Genomic DNA, 22,669 nt, shown 5'->3' on the forward strand with positions numbered 1-22,669 from the left:
TTTTGAAATGGTTTAATCAGACTACTACAATTTTTTGCTGTGAGAATAAAATTAATAGGTGGTAATTTTTTTTGACTGTGCAGAAGTCTTAAATACGAACGCCAATAGCAAACGGCCATTCTCAAAAGACGTTTTTATCATAGAAGACAAATAAAAATGCCACTTCGGAAAAATGAATACGCAACCAATTGATTGCTTATACTTGTGCGCAACTAATTGGTTGCGTATAATAAGCGCTATGAGTGATAAAAAAGATGCGATTTTTAAGGCGCTCGCCGATTCCACACGACGACTGATGCTTGATGAATTGGCTGAACGCAGGGAGTTAACGTTATATGAACTCACGGCTCGACTAATTATGAAATACAACCTCGCCATTTCTCGTCAGGCAATAGCAAAACACCTTGCACTACTTGAAGAAGCGGGCCTTGTCGAGACGGAGAAGAAAGGAAAGTACCGCGTCATTGTATTTAGAAGGGAACCGCTGCACAGTTTACTAAATAGCTGGCTTGATGAGTAGCCACAGTTCCTAAAGGAGGAAGAAAACAGATGAAGATTATTGTGACGAGCCTGTTTGTTCAGGATCAGTAAAAAGCACTTGAGTTTTATACGGAAAAGCTAGGATTTATCAAGAAAGAGGATATGCCTGCTGGTGAATATCGCTGGATTACGGTGGTCTCACCCCATAACGATAATGGAATTGATTTGCTGCTAGAACCGGATGCTCACCAGGCAGCAAAGGACTATCAGAAAGCCATTTTTTCTGATGGTATCCCAGCAACGATGTTTGGCGTTAGCAGTGTTGAAGACGAGTACAATCGCCTGACAAACCTAGGTGTTAGCTTCACGATGAAACCAACAAAAATGGGCGAAATGACCATCGCTGTTTTTGACGATACATGCGGCAATTTAATCCAACTAATTGAACGGTAGAGACACTCCTTGATGGAGTGTTTTTTTTTTGCGCAAAAAAAGAAGATCTTGTCGAAAAAAAAGCTTGTCAAAAAATAGAATTACAATATATTATAAGTTTGTTACAAATATAACTAAATTGTGACAAATATTTCAAAGAAAGCAGGGTTGAAGATGAGGCGAAAGGCACAGAAGTGGTTTATTTGGTTACTCGCTGTACTGATTGTTGTTGGTGGTATGCCTTTGCAGGCAATTGCAGAACAGACTGGATCTGGCAGTCAACCAGCGGAATCCGAGCAACACGATGAAGCAGACCATGTAGAAGAAACGCATGATGAAGAGGAAGAAGACGGAGACGGCGATTCGCTTTATGAAGATGTCGAACCCGATTTTGCGGTACAAGAAAATGAAGTTGATAAGATTTCAGAATTGGAAGATAATGATGACCCTGGGTCACAAGAAGAGCTCGTAGACGAACGAACAGAGAATACGAAACTTTTCTTAAATGATGATGGTTCCTATACGCAGGAAGTGTATTTTGAACCGATTCATACACTTGATGATGGCACAGAAGAATGGCAAGACATATCAAGTGAGCTTGAGAAGGTTTCGTCTGAAGAAATAACGACGGAAAACACAAACCTCGCCTCAAGCTTCAAACCTGCAATGGAAAACGGAGAGTACGCTACGTACACGCAAGACGATCATACACTGACGTTTTCGCTCCTCTCAGCAACAGATCGAGAGGGAGAAACGATTGCAGTTACAGATCAACCTGCCTCTTTTAATGAAAATGAATTAACCTACCAAGCGATTTTTCCTAATATTGATTTACGTCATTTTACATTTGATCAGAGCACAAAAGAAGATCTAGTTTTACACGAATACAATGGAATTCATACATTCACATACAACCTTAAAACCGATTTAACGGCAGTTGAGAACGAAGATGGCTCAATTACGTTTACAAATGACGCCGCTGAAGATGTTTTCCATTTGCCAAAACCGTATATGGCCGATTCCAATTACGATGATGCCAAAGGAGAAACGGCAGAATCTCAAGATGTTAGCTATGTGCTTACGGAGATTGATGAAGGTTATGAAATTATGGTGGAAGCCGATGAGCAGTGGCTCGCGGATGAGTCGCGGGTCTATCCGGTTTATATCGATCCGACAACATCTGTCAATGTGAGCTCTGACGCCTTTGTCATGAGCGCTTATCCAACGGCAAACTACAGCTCAACAAGTAGCAAATGGGATGCTTCGCAAAATGCCCATGTACTAAAGGTTGGTAAGTACGATAATACAACGGGGACGACATACGGTTATTTAAAGCAAAGCATTGATGCAGTAAAAAATATGACCGTTACAAAAGCGACCTTTAATGTGCACGTCATTCACCATTACTACGGCAACAGTCCAAATGGTTTGTGGCTGGACACGGTGAACAGTGACTGGACCCCGAGTTCACTGAATTGGAATAACAAGCCTGGTTCAACGAATATTGCTAAAGTTGACGTTGGCAGAAACAAGCCAGCTAGCTTTGATGTAACAAGCACGGTTAAAGCATGGATGGACGGTTCTAAAAAGAACTACGGCTTTAAGTTGCATACGAACGGAAATGGGATGGAGTACTGGAAAAAAGTCATCTCCACGTCCAATTCAACAAACAAGCCACATATGAGCATTACGTACACGATTCCAGCACCAGCGACACCGACGTCAAAAACATTTACAACAGGGGATGGAGCAGGGCATGTTAACGTAAGTTGGAAGAAGGTTCCGGGAGCAACAGGCTACAAAGTCTGGGTTTATAACGGGAAAGATTACCAAGCATTTACCGTTGGTGATGTTGCAACATGGACGACAGAAAATAAGAAGATCTGGCCGACGGCAGGGGATATTGCAGCTGGTAAATTCGCGCTTTACACAAATGGAAAAGGGGCAGAGCTAGCAGTCGATCCTTCTCCAGTTTATAAAAACTCTGGCGGTAGTTATCCTACTAGTAAAAACTACTGGTTTAGAGTGAGTGCGATTTATGCACAGGGTGAAAGTGCAATGTCTGATGCAACAAAACCGACGATTCCAAACTTGAAAAAACCAGATAAACCAACAACAAAAAGCTTCAGCAGCGGTGACGGTACAGGCTATATCGATTTAAACTGGCCGGCAATTAGCGGAGCGACAGGGTACAAGCTCTACCTGTACAACGGAACGAGCCATGAAATGCTCGATGTAGGGAACGTCACGTCCTATAGCACAAAAGGAAAGAAGATCTGGCCGACGGCTGCCGAAATAAAAGCCGGAAAATTTAAGCTGCACTTAACCGATAACGCAGGGGCTGAACTGCCTGTTGATCCATCTCCTGTGTATAAGAATTCAGGCGGAAACTATCCAAATGCAACCGATTTTAATTTTAAAATTCAGGCCTACAATGCTCATGGGGAAACCGTCCGCTCAGCAAGCGTACTTCCATATATTCCCGATTTAGAGAAGCCGAAAGCACCAAACGGCGTTGCCTATACGAACATTAAATCCGAGAATACCGGCTACATCATGCTTGACTGGGACGAGATGGAGAATGCCTCAGGCTATAAAGTGTGGATGTCAAACGGCAAAACGTTCACAAGCTTTGACGCCGGCGATAATACCCATTGGACGACGCAAGGTAAAGGTATTTGGCCAACTGCTGCCGATATTGATGGTGGTAAATCTGCACTCTATACGAATGGCAAAGGAACGGAACTTGCGATTGACCCGTCTCCTGTCTACAAGAATGCAGGTGGAAACACAACGGCGAAAAATTATTTCTTCAAAATAACAGCTTATAACGAGGATGGAGAAACGATTCAGTCTCCTGAATTCAAACCATCGATCGGGCAGCCGACCGAACTGTTCGGCGAAGAAGACTACTGGTCAATATTATCCGTACCGTATGGAAAAGTGAATGCAGCGACAGGAAATCTGATGGTCTCTGAAGAGGATCTGTCGATTAGCGGACGCGGACCAGGACTTGGATTCTCCCGCACATACAACAGCTTGGCACGAACAACGGGAATGTTTGGCTATGGCTGGCACGCTGACAGTGAAATGACGCTGAAGCTGTCGGGCAATCAAGCGCTGTTTGTTGATGATGACAGCACGCTTCACGTTTTTACGAAGCAGAGTGATGGCTCGTACAAGCCGCCAACCGGTGTGTATCTTGAGCTTGAAGATAAGAACAACGAGCTCATTTTAACAACAAAAGACCAGACCAAAGCGCATTTTTCAAAGACAACTGGAAAACTTGGAAAACTCGTTGATGGTCACAACAATACAACGACGTATACGTATGAAACAAATCGTCTAAAAACAATCAAAGATGCATCTGGCCGTACGGTCACATTTATTTACAACGGTGATGGAACGGTCAAAGAAGTACAGGCACCAGCATCTCGCAAGCTGCTATATGGCTATGAAAACGGGCGCTTAGTTAGCTACACCGATTTTGATGGAGCCGTCACAAAGTATGAGTATGCAACGGACGGAAAGCTAACGGCCGTCTATGAGCCGACACATACGGAAGCGAATCCTGTTTCTAATCGTTTTCTCTATAACGGCGACATGCTGAAAGAAGCGATTAATCCGCGCAATGAATCATACAAGCTGACGTATGATTTAGCGAAACGAACGCTTTTATTTACACAGCCAAACAACCGCAAGCTCTCTTACACGTACAATGCCGCTGGAAACCCAATTCAGTACATTGAAGATGTGGACGGGCTAAAGCTGACAACGAACTATAAGTATGCCGGCAATAATTTAACCGAGACAACCGACCCGAATGACATTGCGTCGGGCAAGCCAACGGAGTCATTCCAGTACGATAAAGACGGAAATGTCATTAAAGCCGTTGATGATTATGGAACGGAAACCTATACGTACAACGACAATCATGACGTCACTTCAATGATTGATACAGAAGGCGATGAAGTAACGATTGCCTACGATGGGCTTGATCCTGTATCGGAAACCGATCAAAGCGGAAAAACCGCTTCTGCCTCTAAATATGCAGCGAACGGAAACCTTACGGAAGAAAGCCATGAGCTTGCAACGGCAGCAAATATACTCGCAAACAGCCGCTTTGAAGATGGGACGAATAGCTGGACACGAATGGATAGAAATTCAAATGGCACCTATGCTGTTGATCGTCAGTCCACTGGCAAACTAGCTGGTCCAAACTCACTGAAGCTGACAATTCAATCCGATGCAGCCGATCATGTTTATCAAGCCGCAACCCAAGTTGTAGATGCTGCGCCAGATGTGTCGTACACCTTAAGTTCACTTGTGAAAACCGATACCATCAACGCTAGAGCGTTCTTAAACGTCGAAGCGCTTGATGCGGCAGGGAAACGAATTCAGTGGATTGACAATCGCCACAGTCATGTTGTTGGTAAGCAGAACTGGGCAGAGCGCCAGCTTTCCTTTGTTACACCGGCGAATACGGCGAAAATCCGGGTTTACTTAGAAATTGAAAAAATAAAGCCGACCGCAAGCGGGTCAGCCTGGTTTGATCAAGTTCAGCTGGAACGGGCCGAAGTATCATCAAGCTTTAACCCAATCGCAAACTCTAGCTTCCAAAACAACCTGACTGGATGGAGTGGTTCTGGCGGGTCCGTTGACAGCAACGGCTTTGACGATAAAAAATCAATCAAAATCGTCAAAACAGCGAGCCAAGCAGTCAGTGAATACAAGCAAACAATTACGCTTAACAAAGCCGCTACTGAACAAGCGATTGATCTAACGTTCACAGGTTTATCAAAAGCTGACAATGTTAAATCAACAAACTATGGCCTTAAAGCTAAAGTTCACTACACAGATGGCACAACCGCCGACTTCGGGCCAGCGACGTTCCCAGAAGGTACAAACGACTGGAACCGGACCGCACTGAAGCTTGGTAAAAGCAAGCCAGTCACGAAAATTGATGTCTCGTTCTTTATTCAAGGAAGTGGCACAGCCTGGTTTGATGATATGCGCATACTTGAAGGCAATGTTGTCAAAAAGCAGACGTTTGACAGTCAAGGAAACTATGTAAACAAAGTCGAGGACGAGCTTGGTTTTACGACGTCTAGCGTGTTTGATGCATACGGCAATGAGACCGAATCAATTGATGCACTCGGTAAGAAAAAAACGTTCACCTATGATCTAGCCAATCAGCTAAAGCAACTAAAGCTTGATAACGGCACCAGCATCTCCTATACACATGATAAGAACGGCAACATGCTGTCAAAATCAATTGCACCAACAAATGGGCAGGCGCAAGTTTTCAGCTATGAGTACGATACAGCCGGCAAGCTGATGAAAACGGTTGGTCCTTTCCAAGACGTGGTCAGCAACCAGTACGACGCCAACAGCAACGTCATTAAAACAACGATGCCAAACGGTCACACAACAGAAATGACTTATGACGGCACAGACCGAATGGCCACGAAGAGTTACAACGGTCAAATCGCTTACCGCTTTACGTACGACAAAAACGGCAATGAATTAACCGTAAAAGACGAAAAGGCAAACCAAACAAAGACACGTACGTTTGACAAAAAAGATCGGATGGTTACGCTCGCCGAACGAACAGGCAAGCAGGAATGGACGTATTCCACCACGTCCGATAAGTTAAACACATTCATTTTCACACACGGCTCGTTTAAACAAACGAATACGTATGAGTACAACAAAAAAGATCAAAACGTCCGAATGAAAGATGGCGACGGCACGTACCATTTTGATTACGACGAGAAGGGCAACGTTAAAACATTCATCTCCGGCAACGGTACGGGCGCATCATTTACCTACGACCCGCGCGGACTTGTAACGGCTTTAACCGTTGGTTCAGACGCAGGTGCGCCATTCTTAGAGGAATTCATGACCTACGACGCGAATGGAAACCGTACGTCAATCAAAGACAGCAGCGGCAAAGCGATCACCTACACATACGGCACGCTTGACCAGCTCATGAGCGAAACGCTGCGCGACGGCACGAAGAACGAATTCACCTACGACGGCTTCGGCAACCGCACATCCGTCAAAACAACGAAAAACGGACAAACAACAGAGACAAAAGCAAGCTACAATCTGTATAATCAGCTTACAAGCGTCGGCAACGAATCGCTCACCTACGACAAAAACGGCAACCGCCTAACGGACGGCGCCTACAGCTATACTTGGGATGCCGCCGACCAGATTACGGCGATCACCAAAAAAGGCGAAACGGCTCCGATTGCCACTTACTCGTACGATGAAGACGGACGACGCATCCAAAAAGCAGTCGGAACAAGCGTCACGAACTACTTTTACGACGGAGATAGCTTAAACGTTCTTTACGAAACGAACGGCTCTAACGCCGTCACGAAATCGTACACGTACTCCGACTCAGGCCAGCTCGTCTCAATGAAAAAAGGCAGCACGAAGTACTATTATCACTACAATGCCCATGGCGACATTATCGGCATTAGTGACAAAGACGGCAATCGACTCGCAACCTATGAATACGACGCCTGGGGCAACCCGCTCAAAGTCGAAGAAACCACAGCGGTCAAAGACAACTCGTACCGCTACGCCGGGTACCAGTATGACCACGAAACCGGCATGTACTACCTAATGGCCCGCTACTACGAGCCAAAGCACGGAGCGTTCTTATCGATTGATCCCGACCCAGGTGATGAAGACGATATTATTACGCAGAATGGCTATACGTACGCGAATAATAACCCGGTGATGTTGGTTGACCCGGATGGACATTGGGTCTGGCTTGCAGTAAACGCAGGATTTGCCGCATATGACGGCTATAAAGCGTATAAGGCAGGCAAGGGCTGGAAAGGCGCTGCTTGGGCAGCTGCATCGAACTTCGGACCAGGTAAAGTGTTTAAGGGTGCGAAGAAGGCGCTGGGGTTTGCGAAGAAAGTTCATGGGAATAGTAAGAAGTCGATGAAAAACCATCATGGTTATAAGATTATAGACAAAAAGACTGGGCAGATAGCTAAGATTGGAATTAGTGGTAGCAAGCTAAATAAGAATGGCAGTTCGAGGAGAGCAAATACTCAATTAAGGGATTTTAACAAATCGGCTGGATATAACCGATATAAGGCTGTGGTTATAAAAAAGAATTTGAAAGGTAGAGAAAGGGCATCAAGGTGGGAACAGGGAAGATCTGATTCTGTATTCTTAGCCGGTGGGCGCATGAAATTTCATTCAAAACCTAAACAATCAAGATACCGATAGTATATTTAAGAGTGAACAAACTGTAAAAAAGGGAGGACGTTCCTCCCTTTAACCAAAAAAATTTATTATTGGGAGTAATTTATGATCTTAAAAAGTATTGGAATGTATGATAAGGAATTGAGGATAAAAGATCCATTGAAAAATCTAAATTTTATTACTCGGTGTATAACAGATCTATTTGAAGAATGTTTAGGTACATTTAAAACAAATAATTGTAGACAATTAAACTTTATCCTAGGTGAGTACAGTCATAGTAGAATAGATGAAGAGAATAATGGATTTTATGAAGTAGAAGTCCCATTTAATAAAGAAGTTTTCTTGGAATTAAGCGAAGTTGAGCAGAAAAAAATACTGGCTAAAACTCTAATAGAATCAATGCTGTTTGTAAGCGAATTAAAAAACTGGGATAGTTTTATGATAAAACAAGCATATTTGAAAATGAAGGAAAGAAATTTTAAAAATGAATTTTATGTATTTAAGAATAAGAGAAATATGGATCAAAGTTTATTAGCAAGTGTTTTCTGCGAGTATGAGCTGTATGCATTTTTTATATGGATAGAGATTAGAAAGAATGATAAAAATAAAACATTGATAAAAAGAGAATTGATTCATAAAACTTTGCCAATTGAATACGAGTTTAGCAGATTAATGAAGGAATTAAAATGGATAAATAATAATGAAATAGCTTTATATATCGATTCACATAAAGAAAATTATCAAAGTATTATTATTAGGTAATTAATAAGTTACTAAATAACTTAAATTAGAACTTTTGAACTTTGCATGGATGAAAATGTCCTTATAAAGTATAAAAGCATGATTTAAACAAAAAGCGAAGAAGTATCATTTACTTTAACAAGAAAATTTGATAATTCTATTCCTAGCTTAGATGATGAAAGACTTGAATTGCTTTCTAAAGATTTTTATTGCTCTGTCGCTAAGAAAATTGATGTTAACGAATTAATCTTTGTGATTAACAAGCCATTAAGCTGCACGTAAAAAGCTGGTATTCATGAAAGAGAAGCAGATTAAACAGTTCGAAGAAGCATTGGCTCAGAAGCTGTACAAGCTGGATACAGAAAAACATGCACGAGCAATTGGTGAAGCTGCTTACATTGATGAAGAAACGTTTATCTCACCTGATTTCTTCCTGTATGCGAGGTGTCTTGTAGTTGTGCAAGGCAAAGAATTCTATGAATATGTGGTGTAACACCCGGAAGCAATGCCAAAAGATAATGAGTTTGAAGACTTGCTGACTTTAGCGACCGAAGCTTTTGAAGAAAAGACGAATGAGGCTTGGGATTACGTACCGTCCAAAGATTATGAAACGTTCTCGAATGAGCGGGGGTGGAGCTAAAGTTCTGTAATCAACTCATCAATGCAAGTATAGCGAAAAGAGCCATATAGATAGCTTGCTATGGCCCTATGAAAGTTTACTAAAATGAAAAAAATGAAAGCAGGAACCCCTATGAACCAACAATGTCCATCATGCCAGGCACCTTTTACAGTTGAAGCATTGTCTGACTCAAACGTGCCTTTCGTTTTTACATGTGCTCACTGCAAGTCCCGCATCTATGAAATGAAAGCAACGGCATTGTTACTTATCCCAACAGTCGGTTTTGTTGCGCTTATGATTTTCTTGAGTGAGTATGTACGAGGCATCCTTTCGCCAAGCATCCCTTTTTTAGAGAACGTGCCGACGGGAATTGTCGCTCTTGTATTCCTGTTTCCACTTTATTATTTCGGTCAAAAAGCATTATCAAATTTTCTTTATAAAAGAGGCACGTTTTTTGCGAAAAAGCGAGCGGCTTAAATATTGGTACAGAAAGCCTGCATGGAAATGCAGGCTTTTTCTAGGTGAGTGAGGAATTCAAAGTGAGCTTAACGTTCGTTTTAATTCTACTACTTCAAACAAGATCGCAAAGATTGCTGCTTACTAAAAGAGTGGGAGTGTGGATCGTGAATATATGGACTGAATGTCAAAAACATAAATATACGAGTAATCTTCTTGTATCTGGAAATAGATTGTTTACAGAGGAAGAGTTTCTTTGGTTTCTAGACAGGGCTGAGCAAATCATAAATCCTATCATCAGTGACTATACCATTTACATCATTGCTTACGTAGAAATTGATCATCCAACAAAAATTCAGTTAAAGAAAACAATTTGGTCATTACTGGGAGAAGATTTGGAGGAGTTTATTGATAGTAAGGGGGAGAGTCATTCTGTCATGATCAATAATACGCTCTATTTAAGCGGTGTATGTACCTTTAAAAACTTTGCTTTGATTGATCATATGGATTTTATTTTTAGCAATGTCTCGACTTACACATTGCTATGTTCTAAGAAATCTTTACGTGAAATTAATTGGGAGCTGAAAATCCGGAAAGAGGTTCAGCTATCCAATGATGATGTAAGCATACATGCAGGTACTTATGAAGATGAGTACGATTTAAAGGTAAGCGTCAAAAATGATAGGTTAAACAAATTTAAAAGATACATTAACGAAACTGACTCAGAGAAAATTGTAAACTTATTGAGAGACTATCAATTTTATCAAACAGGTGATGCGCTTTCTTTGCCTTATAATCGAGAGATCGATTCTATTTCTAATTGGTTGTTTTTAAAAGAGGATAAACAGTATAAATATGTTAGTAATATGGCTTCCGAGAACTATGACTGTTGCCGTTTCAAAAAAGACAGAATTTTAGATGAGTGGGAATTCATGGGTCATCTAGAATCTTTTTTATCCAAACGTTCATTTTAACAATAAAGAATTGCGAGGGGAAAAAATGAAAACATATTCAAAAATGGTCGTCGGTTTTCACAGTGAAAAATTTAACAGCTACGGAGCGGTAGATGAGTGGCTTTACTATGCGCAAAGAAAGGAAAGCAAAGTAGGCTTACAACCAATGCCAAGTGACACCCATTTCTTCATAGCGCTAAATGAGCAAAGAACTCGCTCAGAGATGGGCGTCGTGAAGCAGATAAGCAAGCCTATTTCGGCTGAAGAGCTCGCCATTCTTGATTATACGAGCAGGGGAGTACCAATTGACAAACTGACACAATTAGCTATAACTGAATATGAAACCTTCCTTGAAAAAGTAAATACAATTCCTGAACAAACTCCCGTAGGTGTTTTTCTGACTGACAAGCTAACGAATGACATGAAAAAAGTGGAGTACCTAAAACTATATACACTTCCTCTAAAACGATGGACCGAAGAAAGAAAAGAGGCATTATTTGGCTGGAGAGTATAAGCTAGTAGGCACTAAAACGTGGTCGAAATGAAATGTTAAGGGGATGATGGATTGAACAGTAATTTATCAAATCAAGATCGCGGTTATAAGATTGTTAAGAATAAAAGCAAGACGAGCTCTGGTCATTTTTTCGGTGGGACAACGTGGACATTGCCTGAAAGCAAAATCTGTAAAGAATCGATGCACCAGATTTTAACCTTGAATGTCTCAGAGGCGGCATTAATGAAGCTAGAAAACAGAATAGCAGAAATCCCTTTATTCTCATGTTTGAACTGTTCATTGTTCTGGGACAATCAACATTTTAAAGTAGACTTTATTAATAAATCAGCGACGATTTTACAACAGGATCAAGAAGAGATTGAGCAACAAGATGAGGAAGATCGTATCGTGAATCCACTCCCTCTCATTTCAGTTGCATTAAGAGAAGCGAGCAGCAGAGATAATCAGACAGATGACGATACGATTGATCGGCTCTTCTCTGAACTCGGAACAGATTATATAGGCCGCGCTTTTGGCAAGCCGATTATTGCGCAAGATGCATTGGATTTGACTTGCATTTCTTGTGGTGGAGAGATGCAATTTATTGCTCAGATTACAGGAGACAACGACATGGAATCCATTTTTAATGAAGACGTTGATTTCTTTTTTGGAGAAACGATGCTTTATTTCTCACTCTGTCCTTGTTGTGACGTGTTAAAGGTTGAGCCCCAGGCGATTTAATTGAACATCCATTACATGACAGAAGGATTGAGTGTTTTGAGAGAAGAGGTTTATCGTATTTACAATGATATGAGTACGTGTATCAAGGAGATTAGGGAAAAGAATATTTGCGCGATCAGCATTAATGAAGCATTCTATTCTGGTTCAACGCTTGAATATTTAAAAGAAATTCCTTCGGTCACGAAACTTCATATTGTCTCAAGTAAACTAATGGACTTTTCAGCACTACATTATTTGCCCCAATTAGAACAGTTGCTGTTGGATGTCGACTTGAAGCAACCATTTGATTTGACTGGTTTACCGCTAAAAAAGCTTGCGTTAAACTGGTCAAAAGATGTTCGGGGGATTGAAACCTTGGTTCACTTAGAAGAGTTAAGATTGTCACAATACAAGCCAGCTTCCTATACATTATCCGAATTAAAAGCACTGAGTAAGCTAAGTGTGCTGGAATTAACGGGTGGAAGCATAAGGTCATTGAAGGGGTTGGATCAATTCAAACAGCTTCGTCATCTATCGCTTGCTTCTATAAAAACGTTGCGGACATTTTCTTTATTAGAAGGAGAAAACCAAAATGTAAGCGAGGTATGGATTGAAGGCTGTAAAAGCATTGAAGATTTAGCTGATCTGCATCAGTTAAGAGAACTGAGAAAGCTTGGTCTTACTCAAGTTGGAAAGGTTCCATCGATTCAGTTCATAAAGAAGATGAAACAGCTAACTTATTTCGCTTTCTTAGAAAGTGAGATCGTAGACGGTGATCTAACCCCTTGTTTAGGCGTAAACGATGTTCAATTTGATGAAAAGGCTTGGTATTCTCATTCAAACGCTTCGTTTAGAAAAGCAAATGGTCGAGTGAAAGCAGAAAATCAACGGGCGAGACGGAGAGTGTGAACATGTACATAAAAGAGATGGAGACAATGATTATTGCGGAATCTCTAAAAAACTATCAATAAAAGAGCTATAATAATGAAAACCACTCACACATACAACGGATGCTCGCCGCAAAAGAACTATAGGGATTTTAATCTCTTATAGACGAAGTTAATGCTGAAAATTAATATGAAAAGACTTTGGTGAAGCTTTTATAAGTGGAGTTTTTTAGGAGGATTTAGTATGACTGAAATTGCCTTTAAATCAATGGGAACGACCTTAATTGTATCTGAAGATCGTATAATACTAGATCATAATCGTAAAATTGGTAACTTGAGTAAAAAAGTTGAAATCATGTTTACTGAATTAGAGAGAATTGAAGAGGAAAAACCTAAACTCTTTTCGGGGTATGCTTATTTTAGGCGACATCAAGATCCCGAAATTGATAATAAAGAAGCAATGATTCATGAACAAGCAATTATAATTCGATCAAAGAAAAAGTATAAAGAATATGAAAAGATTAGAGAATTGATAAAACAAAGAAATGCAGAGTGTGCAAAGCACGTAAAGAATCCAAGTAATCGAATAGATTCTTTAGTCGAACAATTGACGTCCAATCCGAATGAATCAATTCAATTTGAAGCTCATCAAGGTCATTTAACCATAAGCGCCTACACGGTCTCCATAAATCATAAAATTTTGCACCGTGGTAGAAACGGCGAGAGAGAGTTTTCTATTTCTTCTATTGACAGCATTCATTTGTCTAAAAGTGGTATAAAGGCTGGACGAATCCGTTTTTTTACAGGATCTACAAGTAGTAGTGAAAATTATAAAGCTTATTTAGCATCTGAAAATGAACTGCTAATTACAGGAATTGATGACTATCATCGTATGTACGAGGCTAAACAACTCATTGAGCGATTACGTGCCTACCACGCAGATAAACCCTATCAAGCCGTTACACAACCAGCACAATCTTCTTCTCGCTCTGCCGCCGACGAGATTCGAGCGTTTAAGTCTCTTTTAGACGAAGGAATTATTTCAGAAGAGGAATTTGAACAGAAAAAGGCGCAGTTGCTTCGCCAATGAAACGAGACCTTTATGACAGATCGAGGGTCTTATCATCTAATTTCTATTTTTATATCTGGGACTGTCAGATCTGAAGGAACAGCTACTCTTCTCGGGTCGATTATAAAATTTTTATAAAGTTTCGTTATTAGTTATTGTTATTAAAAGGGAATTATCTTATGATTCCAATGTAAGTGACTGTGCTCGGTAGAAGCGATGAACGTGGATCACGCAAATGGCAGTGTTAAAAAGGCGGACATACACTGAAGAGAGATAATTTGATTTATCTCTCTTTTTAGATGAGTTCATCTGAATGAACGTCTGGCCATTTTGAATATCGTACGTACCAAGAAGGAGAAATAACGTATTGCAGAATAACCGAATTGAAACATTAGATGTTATTAGAGGGCTGTGCTTACTTGGGATCCTCCAAGCTAATTTATTGTTATTTCAATATGGATCGTTTGGAACTGAAATGATTGAACTGTTTGCTATAAACTCGCATGATTGGATTAGTTTTTATGTGGTAAAAGTCGTTGTTGAGGGCAGCTTTATGCCGATTTTTGCATTTTTATTTGGATATGGAATGGTATTACTGCATTCAAAAAGTGTTGCGCTCGATCAACGACCGAAGTGGCTCCTCGCGCGTCGATTTATCATGTAAATGATCTTAGGATACGTGCATGTTACATATATTTGGGAGGGGGATATTCTCTTAACCTATGGCATCGTTGGATTAATGCTCATTCCATTTGTGGCGAGAAAAGTGAAAACGCTCTTCATTTGGAGCGTGAGCCTGTTAGCTCTTTCTGTTCTGTTAGGGTACGGTGCTTACGAGACAGAAATTTACGAGCCAAGCGGTTTACAGGAAGTTATTAAGCAAACCAATAAGGCATATACAGACGGGAGTTATTCGGAGATTGTTCGCTTTCGTGCTGAGTATGATGTTTTTAAACAGTTAGGTATTGATGAAATGTTTCTCCTTACTGGAGTTTTCCTGTTGCCAATTGTACTTGGACCTATGTTTTTAATTGGCATGTATGCGGCAAAGAAAAGCTGGTTTACAGAAGCATCATTTACAAATTATCGCTTAGTCAGTCTACTATTCGTTGGATTAGGATTACTCTTTAAATCTGCTTATTACCTATTCCCAACTGTAGATTTCCTAGGGATGTTGTTTGCTTTAGGGACGAATCTATTAACGTTAGGCTATATCTTCCTTATCGCTTGGTTCTATCAATTATGGAGAGATCGAAAAGTGTTTAAGGCCCTTGCAAGTGTAGGCAAGCTCTCTCTCACCAATTATTTGTTTCAGAGCATCATCTGTACCATGATTTTTTATGGCTACGGGTTAGGTTTGTTTGGTTCACTTGGTGTCTCTCTTGGCGTTATTCTGGGTCTATTCATTTTCGCGATACAAGTTATATGTAGTTATGCCTTTTTAAAGAAATGGAACATCGGTCCTTTTGAGTATATTGTGCGTGTTGGAACAAATTTGTCTTTTAAACGGAAGCGTAACTAGGGTTAGTAAAAATAAAACCTTGGAGGTAACCCATGAAAATGTTTAGAGGATTCATTTTTGTCTTTCTCATTATTCATCTCATTATCCGATTTACAAGCGTTGGCGATCAGGTCACAACAATCGATTTAGCCAGAGTGTCATTTCTGTTGTTAGTTGTTCTAGTTATTATTCAAATTGCGCTTGAGCTCATTATGAAATTTCGCGTCAACAAGAAGCCACAAGCATGAATCTGTTTGGGCTTGAATGCAAAGGTAACACCTTCCCTACATCCCCCTCAAAAACGTCTTCAAATGCTCCAAAACCTTCTTGAACTGCGCTCCTTGTGCTTGAACTCCGTGTCTAAACGTTCGAAACGGGTCTCCTTCAACTTTTAGACGGTGCATGACTTGCGGCAAAGTAAATTGACCGGGATCTAACTGGGCTGTGACTTCCTCCCAGTAGAGCGGGGTAGCGACCAAACCTCGCTCGTGACCACGAGGTGAATAAGGCGCGATGATGGTTTTGCCTTCATCGTGCTGCAAATAATCAACGTACAAACGTCCTTTTCGATTTTTCTTTAAGCGCTCTAGAGTAAAGTGTTCTGTTTGCTGTTCCACGACATACGTACTAATAAACTGGCAAAACGCTCTTGTCTCTTGGTAGGTAAACACGTCTTCTGGTAAAGGGAGGTACAGCTGCAAGCCTTTGTTGCCTGATGTTTTGATAAAAGCGTTTAAACCAAAGGAATCAATCACTTCTTTAAAAGCGAGCGCAGCTTGAATTGCCAGAGAAAAATGATTCACGTCAGGTGGATCTAAATCAAACACAATTTCTGATGGGCGTGCTTGATCTTTCTTTTGGTAAGGTAGATGGAACTCAAGCGCAAGCTGGTTTCCGAGCCATAGCAACGATTCTACTGAATTGCAGACAATGTAATCAATCTCGTCCTGTGTATGAGTCTCAATAAAAGACGGTGCATAGTCGGGACAGTTTTTTTGATAAAACGCTTCTCCAGTTGCGCCGTGCGGGAAGCGAATCGTTGTGAGAAGGCGGTCTGTTAAGAAAGGAAGCATAACAGGCGCTACGCTATGTAAGTACTGCAAAAAGTCTATTTTTGTTAAATGAATCACTGGCCATATCGGTTTTTCTTCACTAGTGATTTCCACTTCAGCAGGCAGGGGATACAGCTGTTTGTGGAGCGATTGCCATGTACACTGTTCCACTTTTTCTTCGAGCAGAAACGCTTGGAACACAGGCTCTCTAAGATGTTCGCCGTCAAAGCTAATGCAGCCAATGCTTACGCAGATAGAGGGCGGAAGTGACCAGCGTTCCTTGCCAACAAGCGTCCCATTTTTCTTAAAAAGCGTCGCTAACATCGCGCGATCGTCGCCTGTCATTCCATTTGAAAATTGAACGATTGGAATCAACTCTTCGTTGTGAAAAATGCTTCCTTGGAAATAGCCATTTTGCTTGTCGTACTCCGTTACAATCACATGAATGTAGCGGTAATTCTTTATTTTAACCCAGTTAGGGGACCGTTTAGTAACATACGTGCTTGACTGTTTCTTCGCGATGATTCCTTCCCCGTGCTGGTTTTTTACAAGCGTTTCGACTTTCTTCAGGTCAGAAAATGGTCGTACGACTTGAAGGGAGGATGTATGGATAGGCAGTGAGTGTAAGAGCTGCTTTCGCTCGGTTAAAGGCTGCGCGGTTAACGCATTTCCTTTCTCCATTAAGAGATCAAAAACCATCAGAGAGGCAGGCAAGCGCTGGGCATATTTCTTCACTTGTGCCTGCGCACGCAGTTTTCCTCGTCGCTGAACAATTGAAAAGTTGCTTTGGTAGGGATTGACGAGTGAGACAATTTCCGCGTCGAGTATAAGAGGCAGATGGTTGGTTAGTTCTGCTTCGATCTGCTTACAAGCTTCGATAATTTCAGGGAAAGCGGCCGTTAATTCTTTCTCATTCCGGCTAAATAAACGAGGTCCTTCTTTGTCCCAATGGAGCAAACAGCGAAAGCCGTCATATTTTACTTCATAGATCCACTGATCTCCAGTAGGAAGATCTGTTGCGGCTGTTGCTAACATTGGTTTCATCTTCTCACCTCATCTAACTAGTTTGACCACTCGTACATAAATTATCACTCGTCGCATCATATTAAGCATAAAAAGGATGTGACGGCATGCATACGGTTTGGAAAGGCAGCATTAGTTTCGGACTTGTGAATATCCCTATCAAACTTCATACGGCGACGGAAAACAAAGACATTAAATTAAGGCAGCTCCATAAAAAGTGCCATTCGCCGATTAATTATAAGAAAGTTTGCGCGGATTGTGAGGAAGAAGTTAAGAACGAGGATATTGTCAAAGCATACGAATACGCAAAAAATAAATTTGTCGTCCTTGATGCCGAGGATTTAGAGCAATTAAAGAAAGAACAAGAAGACAAAGCGGTAGAAATTATTGATTTTGTTAAATTAGAGGAAATAGACCCAATCTATTTTGAAAAAAGCTATTTTTTAGCGCCTGATTCCGGCGGAGGCAAGGCCTATGGTTTGTTAAGGGAAGGGCTATTAAAAGCAGGGAAAATTGGGGTTGCCAAGATTATGATTCGCTCAAAAGAACAGTTGGCAATTGTCCGTGTTTATCAAACTGGATTGATGATGGAAACGATTCATTTCCCTGATGAAGTAAGGAAGTTTGAAGACGTGCCTAACGTCCCTGAAGGACAGGAGATTGTGAAGAAAGAGTTGGATGCGGCGCTAATGTTAATTGATCAGCTGACAACGCCATTTGATCCGGACAAATACCAAGATGAGTATCGACATGCGTTAATGGACTTAATTGAAAAGAAAAAGTCTGGAGAAGAGATTGTGACTGCATCTGAAAAGCCAAAAGAAGCATCAAATGTAACGGATATCATGTCCGCTTTACAAGCATCGATCGATCAAACGAAAAAGAAAAAGACACCGGCTAAAAAGAAAGCCACAACAAAAACAAAGAAAAACGCATAGAGAAAGTAAATCCTTTCCTTCGTTCCCTGTAATCCCCGTTCGCACCATCTTCTTTCCTCTTTTATACTGAAAGGTACGATTTGGTGTAAAAGGGGAAACAAGTGTGTGAATCAATCTGAACTAGAACGTTTTTTACGAGAGAATAAGAGTCACTTTAATGACAGTGTCCGCCTATTCATTGAATGGAATGAACAACGTGAATTTCAAACAAGAGCGTTTGATTGGCTCTATAGCAACGCAATGCTTCTTGCGGGAATTGAAAGCAAACCGATTGTAGCCGTTGTTCAAGCTCAACTAAACGAGCGCACCTATATCGACGTGCTGTCTTATTTTAAGGACGAAGAAGAGCGAAAGCATTTCCTCGGGTATACGAATATTATCCCACTTTTTTCTTAAAGGTACATACGCAAGCAGACCATTGTATTTAGCTGGTCTCCTTGCGTTTTTTAGTCTTTGTAAAGAAAATGGACTTAACGTGGCTGAAAGATTTACTTAAACAAATTAGGTAGATTGAATCTAAACGAGAAAGAACGCAAATTACATGACAAGTTCTAGAGGCATTTCTCGTTGAGGACCAGCGGATTGTATATAGCCTAAATGAAACACCAGTACAGGAGCGCGCAGATCTAAAACAAGAGGCTTATAAGTGATTACTTGAAGCTAGTGAGAAGATGGAATTTGTCGCTTTGGACACTTTTGTCGAGCGTAAATCTCATGAATCAAACGAGGATTAAATCATAACATTGAAAATAAAACCCAATCCTTATAGGTTGGGTTTTTGTACGAGCCGAGCAGATCAAAGAATTCAAGTTATGGTTAACAGAGTAGTAGGCTTGTGATCCTTTCTTCTATTTTTAAAGGAGGGGGTGAATGTGTATCCCTTTACCCACACGTAACCAGCGAATGGAACGGAAGAAAGTAAAACAAAAAAGCCGTCGGAAACTAGCCATTTCCGCAGCTTTGAGTGGACTTCTTTATTTAGCTTTAGAAGAGTCAATAAAGAAGTTTGTTGCATATCTACTTAGTTCCCTAACAGGTTCTAAATAGATTGCGATCGGACAAAGTGAAATCGAAGTTTCAGCAGTGCATGACGCTTTTCGTACGACGTAGCCAACGCCGTTCGGTGAATGTTTATCCCTATGACACAAGAATATCATAGGTTGCTTCTTATACCAAATAGTAAAGCTATAATAAATGAGGTTAAAGCCTGTTTCAAGATACGGAAAGAAAAGTCTATCGAGATGCTCTATCAATCCTATGTGGAAGTAGATTGAGGAAAAGCAGAACCCAGACCACGCCCGCTTTCCCCTCATGGTCTAGCCCTTACTTCGCGGACCACTCCTTACCCCATTTTTTCATTTCTTTAATAATTTTATGAAACGATTCGCCTTTTTCGGTAACTGAATATTCGACTGTCACGGGAACCGTTGGGATGATCGTGCGATTGATCATGCCTTCGTTTTCGAGATGACGCAATGATTTCGTGAGTGCGGTAGGGCTAATGCCATTAATGAGCCGTGATAACTCATTAAAGCGTTTTTTCTCATCGTAGAGTTCTCTTAAAATAAAGAAAGACCATTTGTTTCCAATAACTTTTAAAGCGGCTTCGATTGAACAAGGTACGTCACTCATTGTTCCGGTCAACTCCCTAGTATAAAAAGTGTAGTATGTACACATAAGTGTATAACATAACAAATAATTCACTCCTTTTATTTTATTAGTAAACGTTTAAAATAACAATGAGAGATCTTTTCTCCGTTTTTATATGAAAGCGGATTCGAACGAACTTGTTTACAATCAGGCAGTGAGGGAGTAGATGGAAGATGAATAACGTTACGTTAAACAATGGGATAAGCATGCCACAGCTTGGCTTCGGCGTGTGGAAAGTAGACAATAACCAGGCAGAGGAAGCTGTTACATATGCGCTTAATACTGGCTACCGTTCCATCGACACAGCGATGATTTATCAAAATGAGGGTGGAGTCGGAAAAGCGATTGCCGCGTCCTCGGTTCCTCGCGAAGAGCTTTTTATCACAACGAAAGTGTGGAACGCTGATCAAGGATACGAATCGACGATTAATGCGTTTGAGCAAAGTTTAGAAAGATTAGGACTAGACTATGTTGACCTCTATTTGGTTCACTGGCCAACGCCAAAATTTGATAAGTATGTGGAGACGTACAAAGCACTAGAGAAACTGTATCATGACGGGCGCGTGAAGGCGATTGGCGTCTGTAATTTTGAGATTGAGCATTTGGAGCGAATCTTAGACGAGTGCGACGTCGTGCCTGTTTTAAACCAAGTGGAGTGTCACCCATACTTGGCTCAAACGGAGCTGAAGGCGTTCTGTGAAAAACATGATATCTATCTAGAAGCGTGGAGTCCGCTTGATTCAGGTGGAGAAGTGCTTCAAGATGAACAAATTAAGGCAATTGCGTCTTCATATAACAAATCAGTTGCACAAGTGATTTTGCGCTGGCATCTTCAAAACAAGACGATTGTCATTCCAAAATCGGTTACGCCAAGCAGAATTGAAGAAAACTTGGATGTGTTTGATTTTGAATTAACGCCTGACGAGGTGAATGTCATCCACGCATTAGATCGGGGTCAGCGCCGAGGAACACACCCGAATGAGATGAACAAATTTCAACCGCTATACCAACCAAAATCGTAAAGGGGTAAAGAAGATGAGTGAACTATCTTATTATTACACACCAACGAAAGTTGTTTTTGGAAAAGCTGCTGAACATCAGGTTGGAACAGAACTTGAGAAACTTGGAGTGAAAAAAGTATTGCTTCATTACGGTGGGAACAGCGCGAAAAAATCAGGTTTGTTGGATCGGGTTAAAGCTTCATTGAGCGAAAACGGCATTCAAAGTGTCGAGCTGGGCGGCGTAGTTCCGAATCCGCGCTTATCGCTTGTGTATGAAGGCATCGAATTAGTGAAAAAAGAAGCACTTGATTTCATTCTCGCAGTAGGTGGCGGCAGCGTGATTGATTCGGCTAAGGCAATTGGTTATGGTGTAGCGAACGACGGTGACGTATGGGAACTGTATCAGTCCAAACGTCGAGCAACAGCCTGCTTACCGATTGGAACTGTCTTAACGATTGCCGCTGCCGGGAGCGAAATGAGCACCGGTTCCGTTATTACAAAAGAAGAGGGCTGGGAAAAGAGAGCCTATGATGATGACTTAGGTCGTCCGGCCGTCTCTTTTTTAAATCCTGAATTGCTTAAGACGCTTCCGTGGTACCAAACGGCAGCGGGAAGTGCTGACATCTTAATGCATACGATGGAACGATATTTTAACCAGAGCACCAATATGGCTTTGACTGATGGATTAAGCGAGACGATCTTGCGGACCGTGATGGAACAAACGATGATTGTAAAAGAAGATCCGCAAAATTACGAGGCGCTTGCTGAGTTAATGTGGGCCTCAAGCATTTCGCACAACGGTCTTACTGGTTTCGGTACAGACGGGGGCGACTGGGCGACTCATATGTTAGAGCATGAACTTAGCGGCATCTTCGACGTGACCCACGGCGCAGGTTTAGCTGCGATCTGGGGCAGCTGGGCGCGCTATGTTTACCAGAATCGACTCGATCGCTTTGTGAAATTTGCCGTCAACGTCATGGGGGTTACGCCTGAACAAACAGACGATCAGACCGCAATTGCTGGGATTGAAAAGATGGAGGCCTATTACCGCAGCATTGACATGCCGGTATCCGTCTCTGAAATGGACGTTCAGTTGACGGTTGACCAGATTACAGAAATGGCCGATAAGTGTACGGAGGCAGCAGGCGGAACTATTGGCGTTGTTAAGCCATTAGGCAGAGACGATATGATTGAAATCTATCAAGCTGCACGATGATACAAAAGCAGGAGGAGACCTTTGTTTGATGAAGGTCTTTTTTTTATTAATGAAAATATGATTGAGTTGAATAATCTCCCTCTTTTACTGCTTGAATTTATTTTCTATCGTATAAATTTTAGCGTATGACCAACACTATCTAACGCTATTAACTTGAAATTTTTAGATGCAGTTCTTCTAAATCATGGTCAGTGGCATAGATTGC

At 41.2% G+C, this 22,669-nt stretch carries 21 protein-coding genes and 1 pseudogene; 20 read left to right on the forward strand and 2 right to left on the reverse strand.

The window, feature by feature from the left end; translation table 11 throughout:
- The first annotated feature begins 238 nt into the window (after positions 1–238).
- The 15 genes and pseudogenes from JOC54_RS01455 (at position 239) to JOC54_RS01520 (ending at position 15,832) form a co-directional block, all read left to right on the forward strand.
- Entirely contained in the window at positions 239–520 is a 282-nt protein-coding gene (locus JOC54_RS01455; RefSeq protein WP_204463866.1) for an ArsR/SmtB family transcription factor, read from the forward strand.
- A gap of 29 nt (positions 521–549) precedes the next feature.
- Positions 550–933, forward strand: a pseudogene (locus tag JOC54_RS01460) (VOC family protein).
- 153 nt (positions 934–1,086) lie between these two features.
- Positions 1,087–8,169, forward strand: a complete 7,083-nt coding sequence (locus JOC54_RS01465; RefSeq protein ID WP_204463868.1) for a DNRLRE domain-containing protein — start codon at positions 1,087–1,089, stop codon at positions 8,167–8,169.
- Between the two features lie 81 nt (positions 8,170–8,250).
- Positions 8,251–8,907, forward strand: a complete 657-nt coding sequence (locus JOC54_RS01470) for a hypothetical protein (protein WP_204463869.1) — start codon at positions 8,251–8,253, stop codon at positions 8,905–8,907.
- A gap of 265 nt (positions 8,908–9,172) precedes the next feature.
- Positions 9,173–9,379: a DUF4240 domain-containing protein gene (locus tag JOC54_RS01475; protein WP_275582674.1), complete on the forward strand. Its 207-nt coding sequence runs from the start codon at positions 9,173–9,175 to the stop codon at positions 9,377–9,379.
- Positions 9,380–9,391: 12 nt separating this feature from the next.
- Positions 9,392–9,526, forward strand: coding sequence for a hypothetical protein (locus JOC54_RS23075; protein ID WP_275582661.1), 135 nt, complete (start codon positions 9,392–9,394; stop codon positions 9,524–9,526).
- A gap of 111 nt (positions 9,527–9,637) precedes the next feature.
- Positions 9,638–9,982, forward strand: coding sequence for a YcnL family membrane protein (locus tag JOC54_RS01480; protein WP_204463871.1), 345 nt, complete (start codon positions 9,638–9,640; stop codon positions 9,980–9,982).
- Between the two features lie 146 nt (positions 9,983–10,128).
- Positions 10,129–10,935, forward strand: coding sequence for a hypothetical protein (locus tag JOC54_RS01485; protein ID WP_204463872.1), 807 nt, complete (start codon positions 10,129–10,131; stop codon positions 10,933–10,935).
- Between the two features lie 25 nt (positions 10,936–10,960).
- Positions 10,961–11,428 carry a hypothetical protein gene (locus JOC54_RS01490; protein ID WP_204463873.1) on the forward strand — a complete coding sequence of 156 codons (468 nt, stop codon included), beginning with the start codon at positions 10,961–10,963 and terminating at the stop codon, positions 11,426–11,428.
- 51 nt (positions 11,429–11,479) lie between these two features.
- Entirely contained in the window at positions 11,480–12,148 is a 669-nt protein-coding gene (locus JOC54_RS01495; RefSeq protein WP_204463876.1) for a hypothetical protein, read from the forward strand.
- Positions 12,149–12,184: 36 nt separating this feature from the next.
- On the forward strand, positions 12,185–13,036 hold the full coding sequence (locus JOC54_RS01500; protein ID WP_204463878.1) for a leucine-rich repeat domain-containing protein: 852 nt from the start codon (positions 12,185–12,187) through the stop codon (positions 13,034–13,036).
- Between the two features lie 222 nt (positions 13,037–13,258).
- Positions 13,259–14,104: an SHOCT domain-containing protein gene (locus JOC54_RS01505; RefSeq protein ID WP_204463880.1), complete on the forward strand. Its 846-nt coding sequence runs from the start codon at positions 13,259–13,261 to the stop codon at positions 14,102–14,104.
- Positions 14,105–14,450: 346 nt separating this feature from the next.
- Entirely contained in the window at positions 14,451–14,747 is a 297-nt protein-coding gene (locus JOC54_RS01510) for a DUF418 domain-containing protein (RefSeq protein WP_204463882.1), read from the forward strand.
- 15 nt (positions 14,748–14,762) lie between these two features.
- On the forward strand, positions 14,763–15,605 hold the full coding sequence (locus JOC54_RS23315) for a DUF418 domain-containing protein (RefSeq protein ID WP_204463884.1): 843 nt from the start codon (positions 14,763–14,765) through the stop codon (positions 15,603–15,605).
- Positions 15,606–15,637: 32 nt separating this feature from the next.
- Positions 15,638–15,832, forward strand: coding sequence for a hypothetical protein (locus JOC54_RS01520; RefSeq protein ID WP_204463886.1), 195 nt, complete (start codon positions 15,638–15,640; stop codon positions 15,830–15,832).
- A 36-nt stretch (positions 15,833–15,868) separates the two neighbouring features.
- On the opposite strand, the gene JOC54_RS01525 is transcribed toward JOC54_RS01520, so the two are convergent.
- Entirely contained in the window at positions 15,869–17,680 is a 1,812-nt protein-coding gene (locus tag JOC54_RS01525; RefSeq protein WP_204463899.1) for a DNA ligase D, read from the reverse strand.
- A gap of 86 nt (positions 17,681–17,766) precedes the next feature.
- Here JOC54_RS01525 and ku point away from each other — a divergent pair, with 86 nt between their 5' ends.
- The 3 genes from ku (at position 17,767) to JOC54_RS01540 (ending at position 19,644) form a co-directional block, all read left to right on the forward strand.
- Positions 17,767–18,597, forward strand: coding sequence for a non-homologous end joining protein Ku (gene ku / locus JOC54_RS01530; protein WP_204463904.1), 831 nt, complete (start codon positions 17,767–17,769; stop codon positions 18,595–18,597).
- A gap of 105 nt (positions 18,598–18,702) precedes the next feature.
- Positions 18,703–18,993: a hypothetical protein gene (locus JOC54_RS01535; protein ID WP_204463906.1), complete on the forward strand. Its 291-nt coding sequence runs from the start codon at positions 18,703–18,705 to the stop codon at positions 18,991–18,993.
- A gap of 474 nt (positions 18,994–19,467) precedes the next feature.
- Positions 19,468–19,644 (forward strand): hypothetical protein, encoded by a 177-nt coding sequence (locus JOC54_RS01540; RefSeq protein WP_204463908.1) that lies wholly within the window; start codon positions 19,468–19,470, stop codon positions 19,642–19,644.
- A gap of 276 nt (positions 19,645–19,920) precedes the next feature.
- Here JOC54_RS01540 and JOC54_RS01545 read toward each other — a convergent pair whose 3' ends face one another.
- Positions 19,921–20,229, reverse strand: a complete 309-nt coding sequence (locus JOC54_RS01545) for a winged helix-turn-helix transcriptional regulator (RefSeq protein ID WP_051990764.1) — start codon at positions 20,227–20,229, stop codon at positions 19,921–19,923.
- A gap of 191 nt (positions 20,230–20,420) precedes the next feature.
- On the opposite strand from JOC54_RS01545, the gene JOC54_RS01550 reads away from it, so the two are divergent.
- Positions 20,421–21,269, forward strand: coding sequence for an aldo/keto reductase (locus JOC54_RS01550; protein WP_204463917.1), 849 nt, complete (start codon positions 20,421–20,423; stop codon positions 21,267–21,269).
- Between the two features lie 13 nt (positions 21,270–21,282).
- Entirely contained in the window at positions 21,283–22,464 is a 1,182-nt protein-coding gene (locus JOC54_RS01555; protein ID WP_204463921.1) for an iron-containing alcohol dehydrogenase, read from the forward strand.
- The last annotated feature ends 205 nt before the right edge of the window (positions 22,465–22,669 follow it).

This window comes from Shouchella xiaoxiensis, from assembly GCF_016907895.1.
GTDB lineage: Bacteria > Bacillota > Bacilli > Bacillales > Bacillaceae_D > Shouchella > Shouchella xiaoxiensis.

What these genes read in the sequence shown, in the direction of transcription:
- JOC54_RS01465 (WP_204463868.1), top strand. Translation starts at nt 1,087, where the DNA reads ATGAGGCGAAAGGCACAGAAGTGGTTTATTTGGTTACTCGCTGTACTG.
- JOC54_RS01470 (WP_204463869.1), top strand. Translation starts at nt 8,251, where the DNA reads ATGATCTTAAAAAGTATTGGAATGTATGATAAGGAATTGAGGATAAAA.
- JOC54_RS01555 (WP_204463921.1), top strand. Translation starts at nt 21,283, where the DNA reads ATGAGTGAACTATCTTATTATTACACACCAACGAAAGTTGTTTTTGGA.
- JOC54_RS01455 (WP_204463866.1), top strand. Translation starts at nt 239, where the DNA reads ATGAGTGATAAAAAAGATGCGATTTTTAAGGCGCTCGCCGATTCCACA.
- JOC54_RS01505 (WP_204463880.1), top strand. Translation starts at nt 13,259, where the DNA reads ATGACTGAAATTGCCTTTAAATCAATGGGAACGACCTTAATTGTATCT.
- JOC54_RS01545 (WP_051990764.1), bottom strand. Translation starts at nt 20,229, where the DNA reads ATGAGTGACGTACCTTGTTCAATCGAAGCCGCTTTAAAAGTTATTGGA.
- JOC54_RS01525 (WP_204463899.1), bottom strand. Translation starts at nt 17,680, where the DNA reads ATGAAACCAATGTTAGCAACAGCCGCAACAGATCTTCCTACTGGAGAT.
- JOC54_RS01490 (WP_204463873.1), top strand. Translation starts at nt 10,961, where the DNA reads ATGAAAACATATTCAAAAATGGTCGTCGGTTTTCACAGTGAAAAATTT.
- ku (WP_204463904.1), top strand. Translation starts at nt 17,767, where the DNA reads ATGCATACGGTTTGGAAAGGCAGCATTAGTTTCGGACTTGTGAATATC.
- JOC54_RS01540 (WP_204463908.1), top strand. Translation starts at nt 19,468, where the DNA reads ATGTGTATCCCTTTACCCACACGTAACCAGCGAATGGAACGGAAGAAA.
- JOC54_RS01520 (WP_204463886.1), top strand. Translation starts at nt 15,638, where the DNA reads ATGAAAATGTTTAGAGGATTCATTTTTGTCTTTCTCATTATTCATCTC.
- JOC54_RS01550 (WP_204463917.1), top strand. Translation starts at nt 20,421, where the DNA reads ATGAATAACGTTACGTTAAACAATGGGATAAGCATGCCACAGCTTGGC.
- JOC54_RS01480 (WP_204463871.1), top strand. Translation starts at nt 9,638, where the DNA reads ATGAACCAACAATGTCCATCATGCCAGGCACCTTTTACAGTTGAAGCA.
- JOC54_RS23075 (WP_275582661.1), top strand. Translation starts at nt 9,392, where the DNA reads ATGCCAAAAGATAATGAGTTTGAAGACTTGCTGACTTTAGCGACCGAA.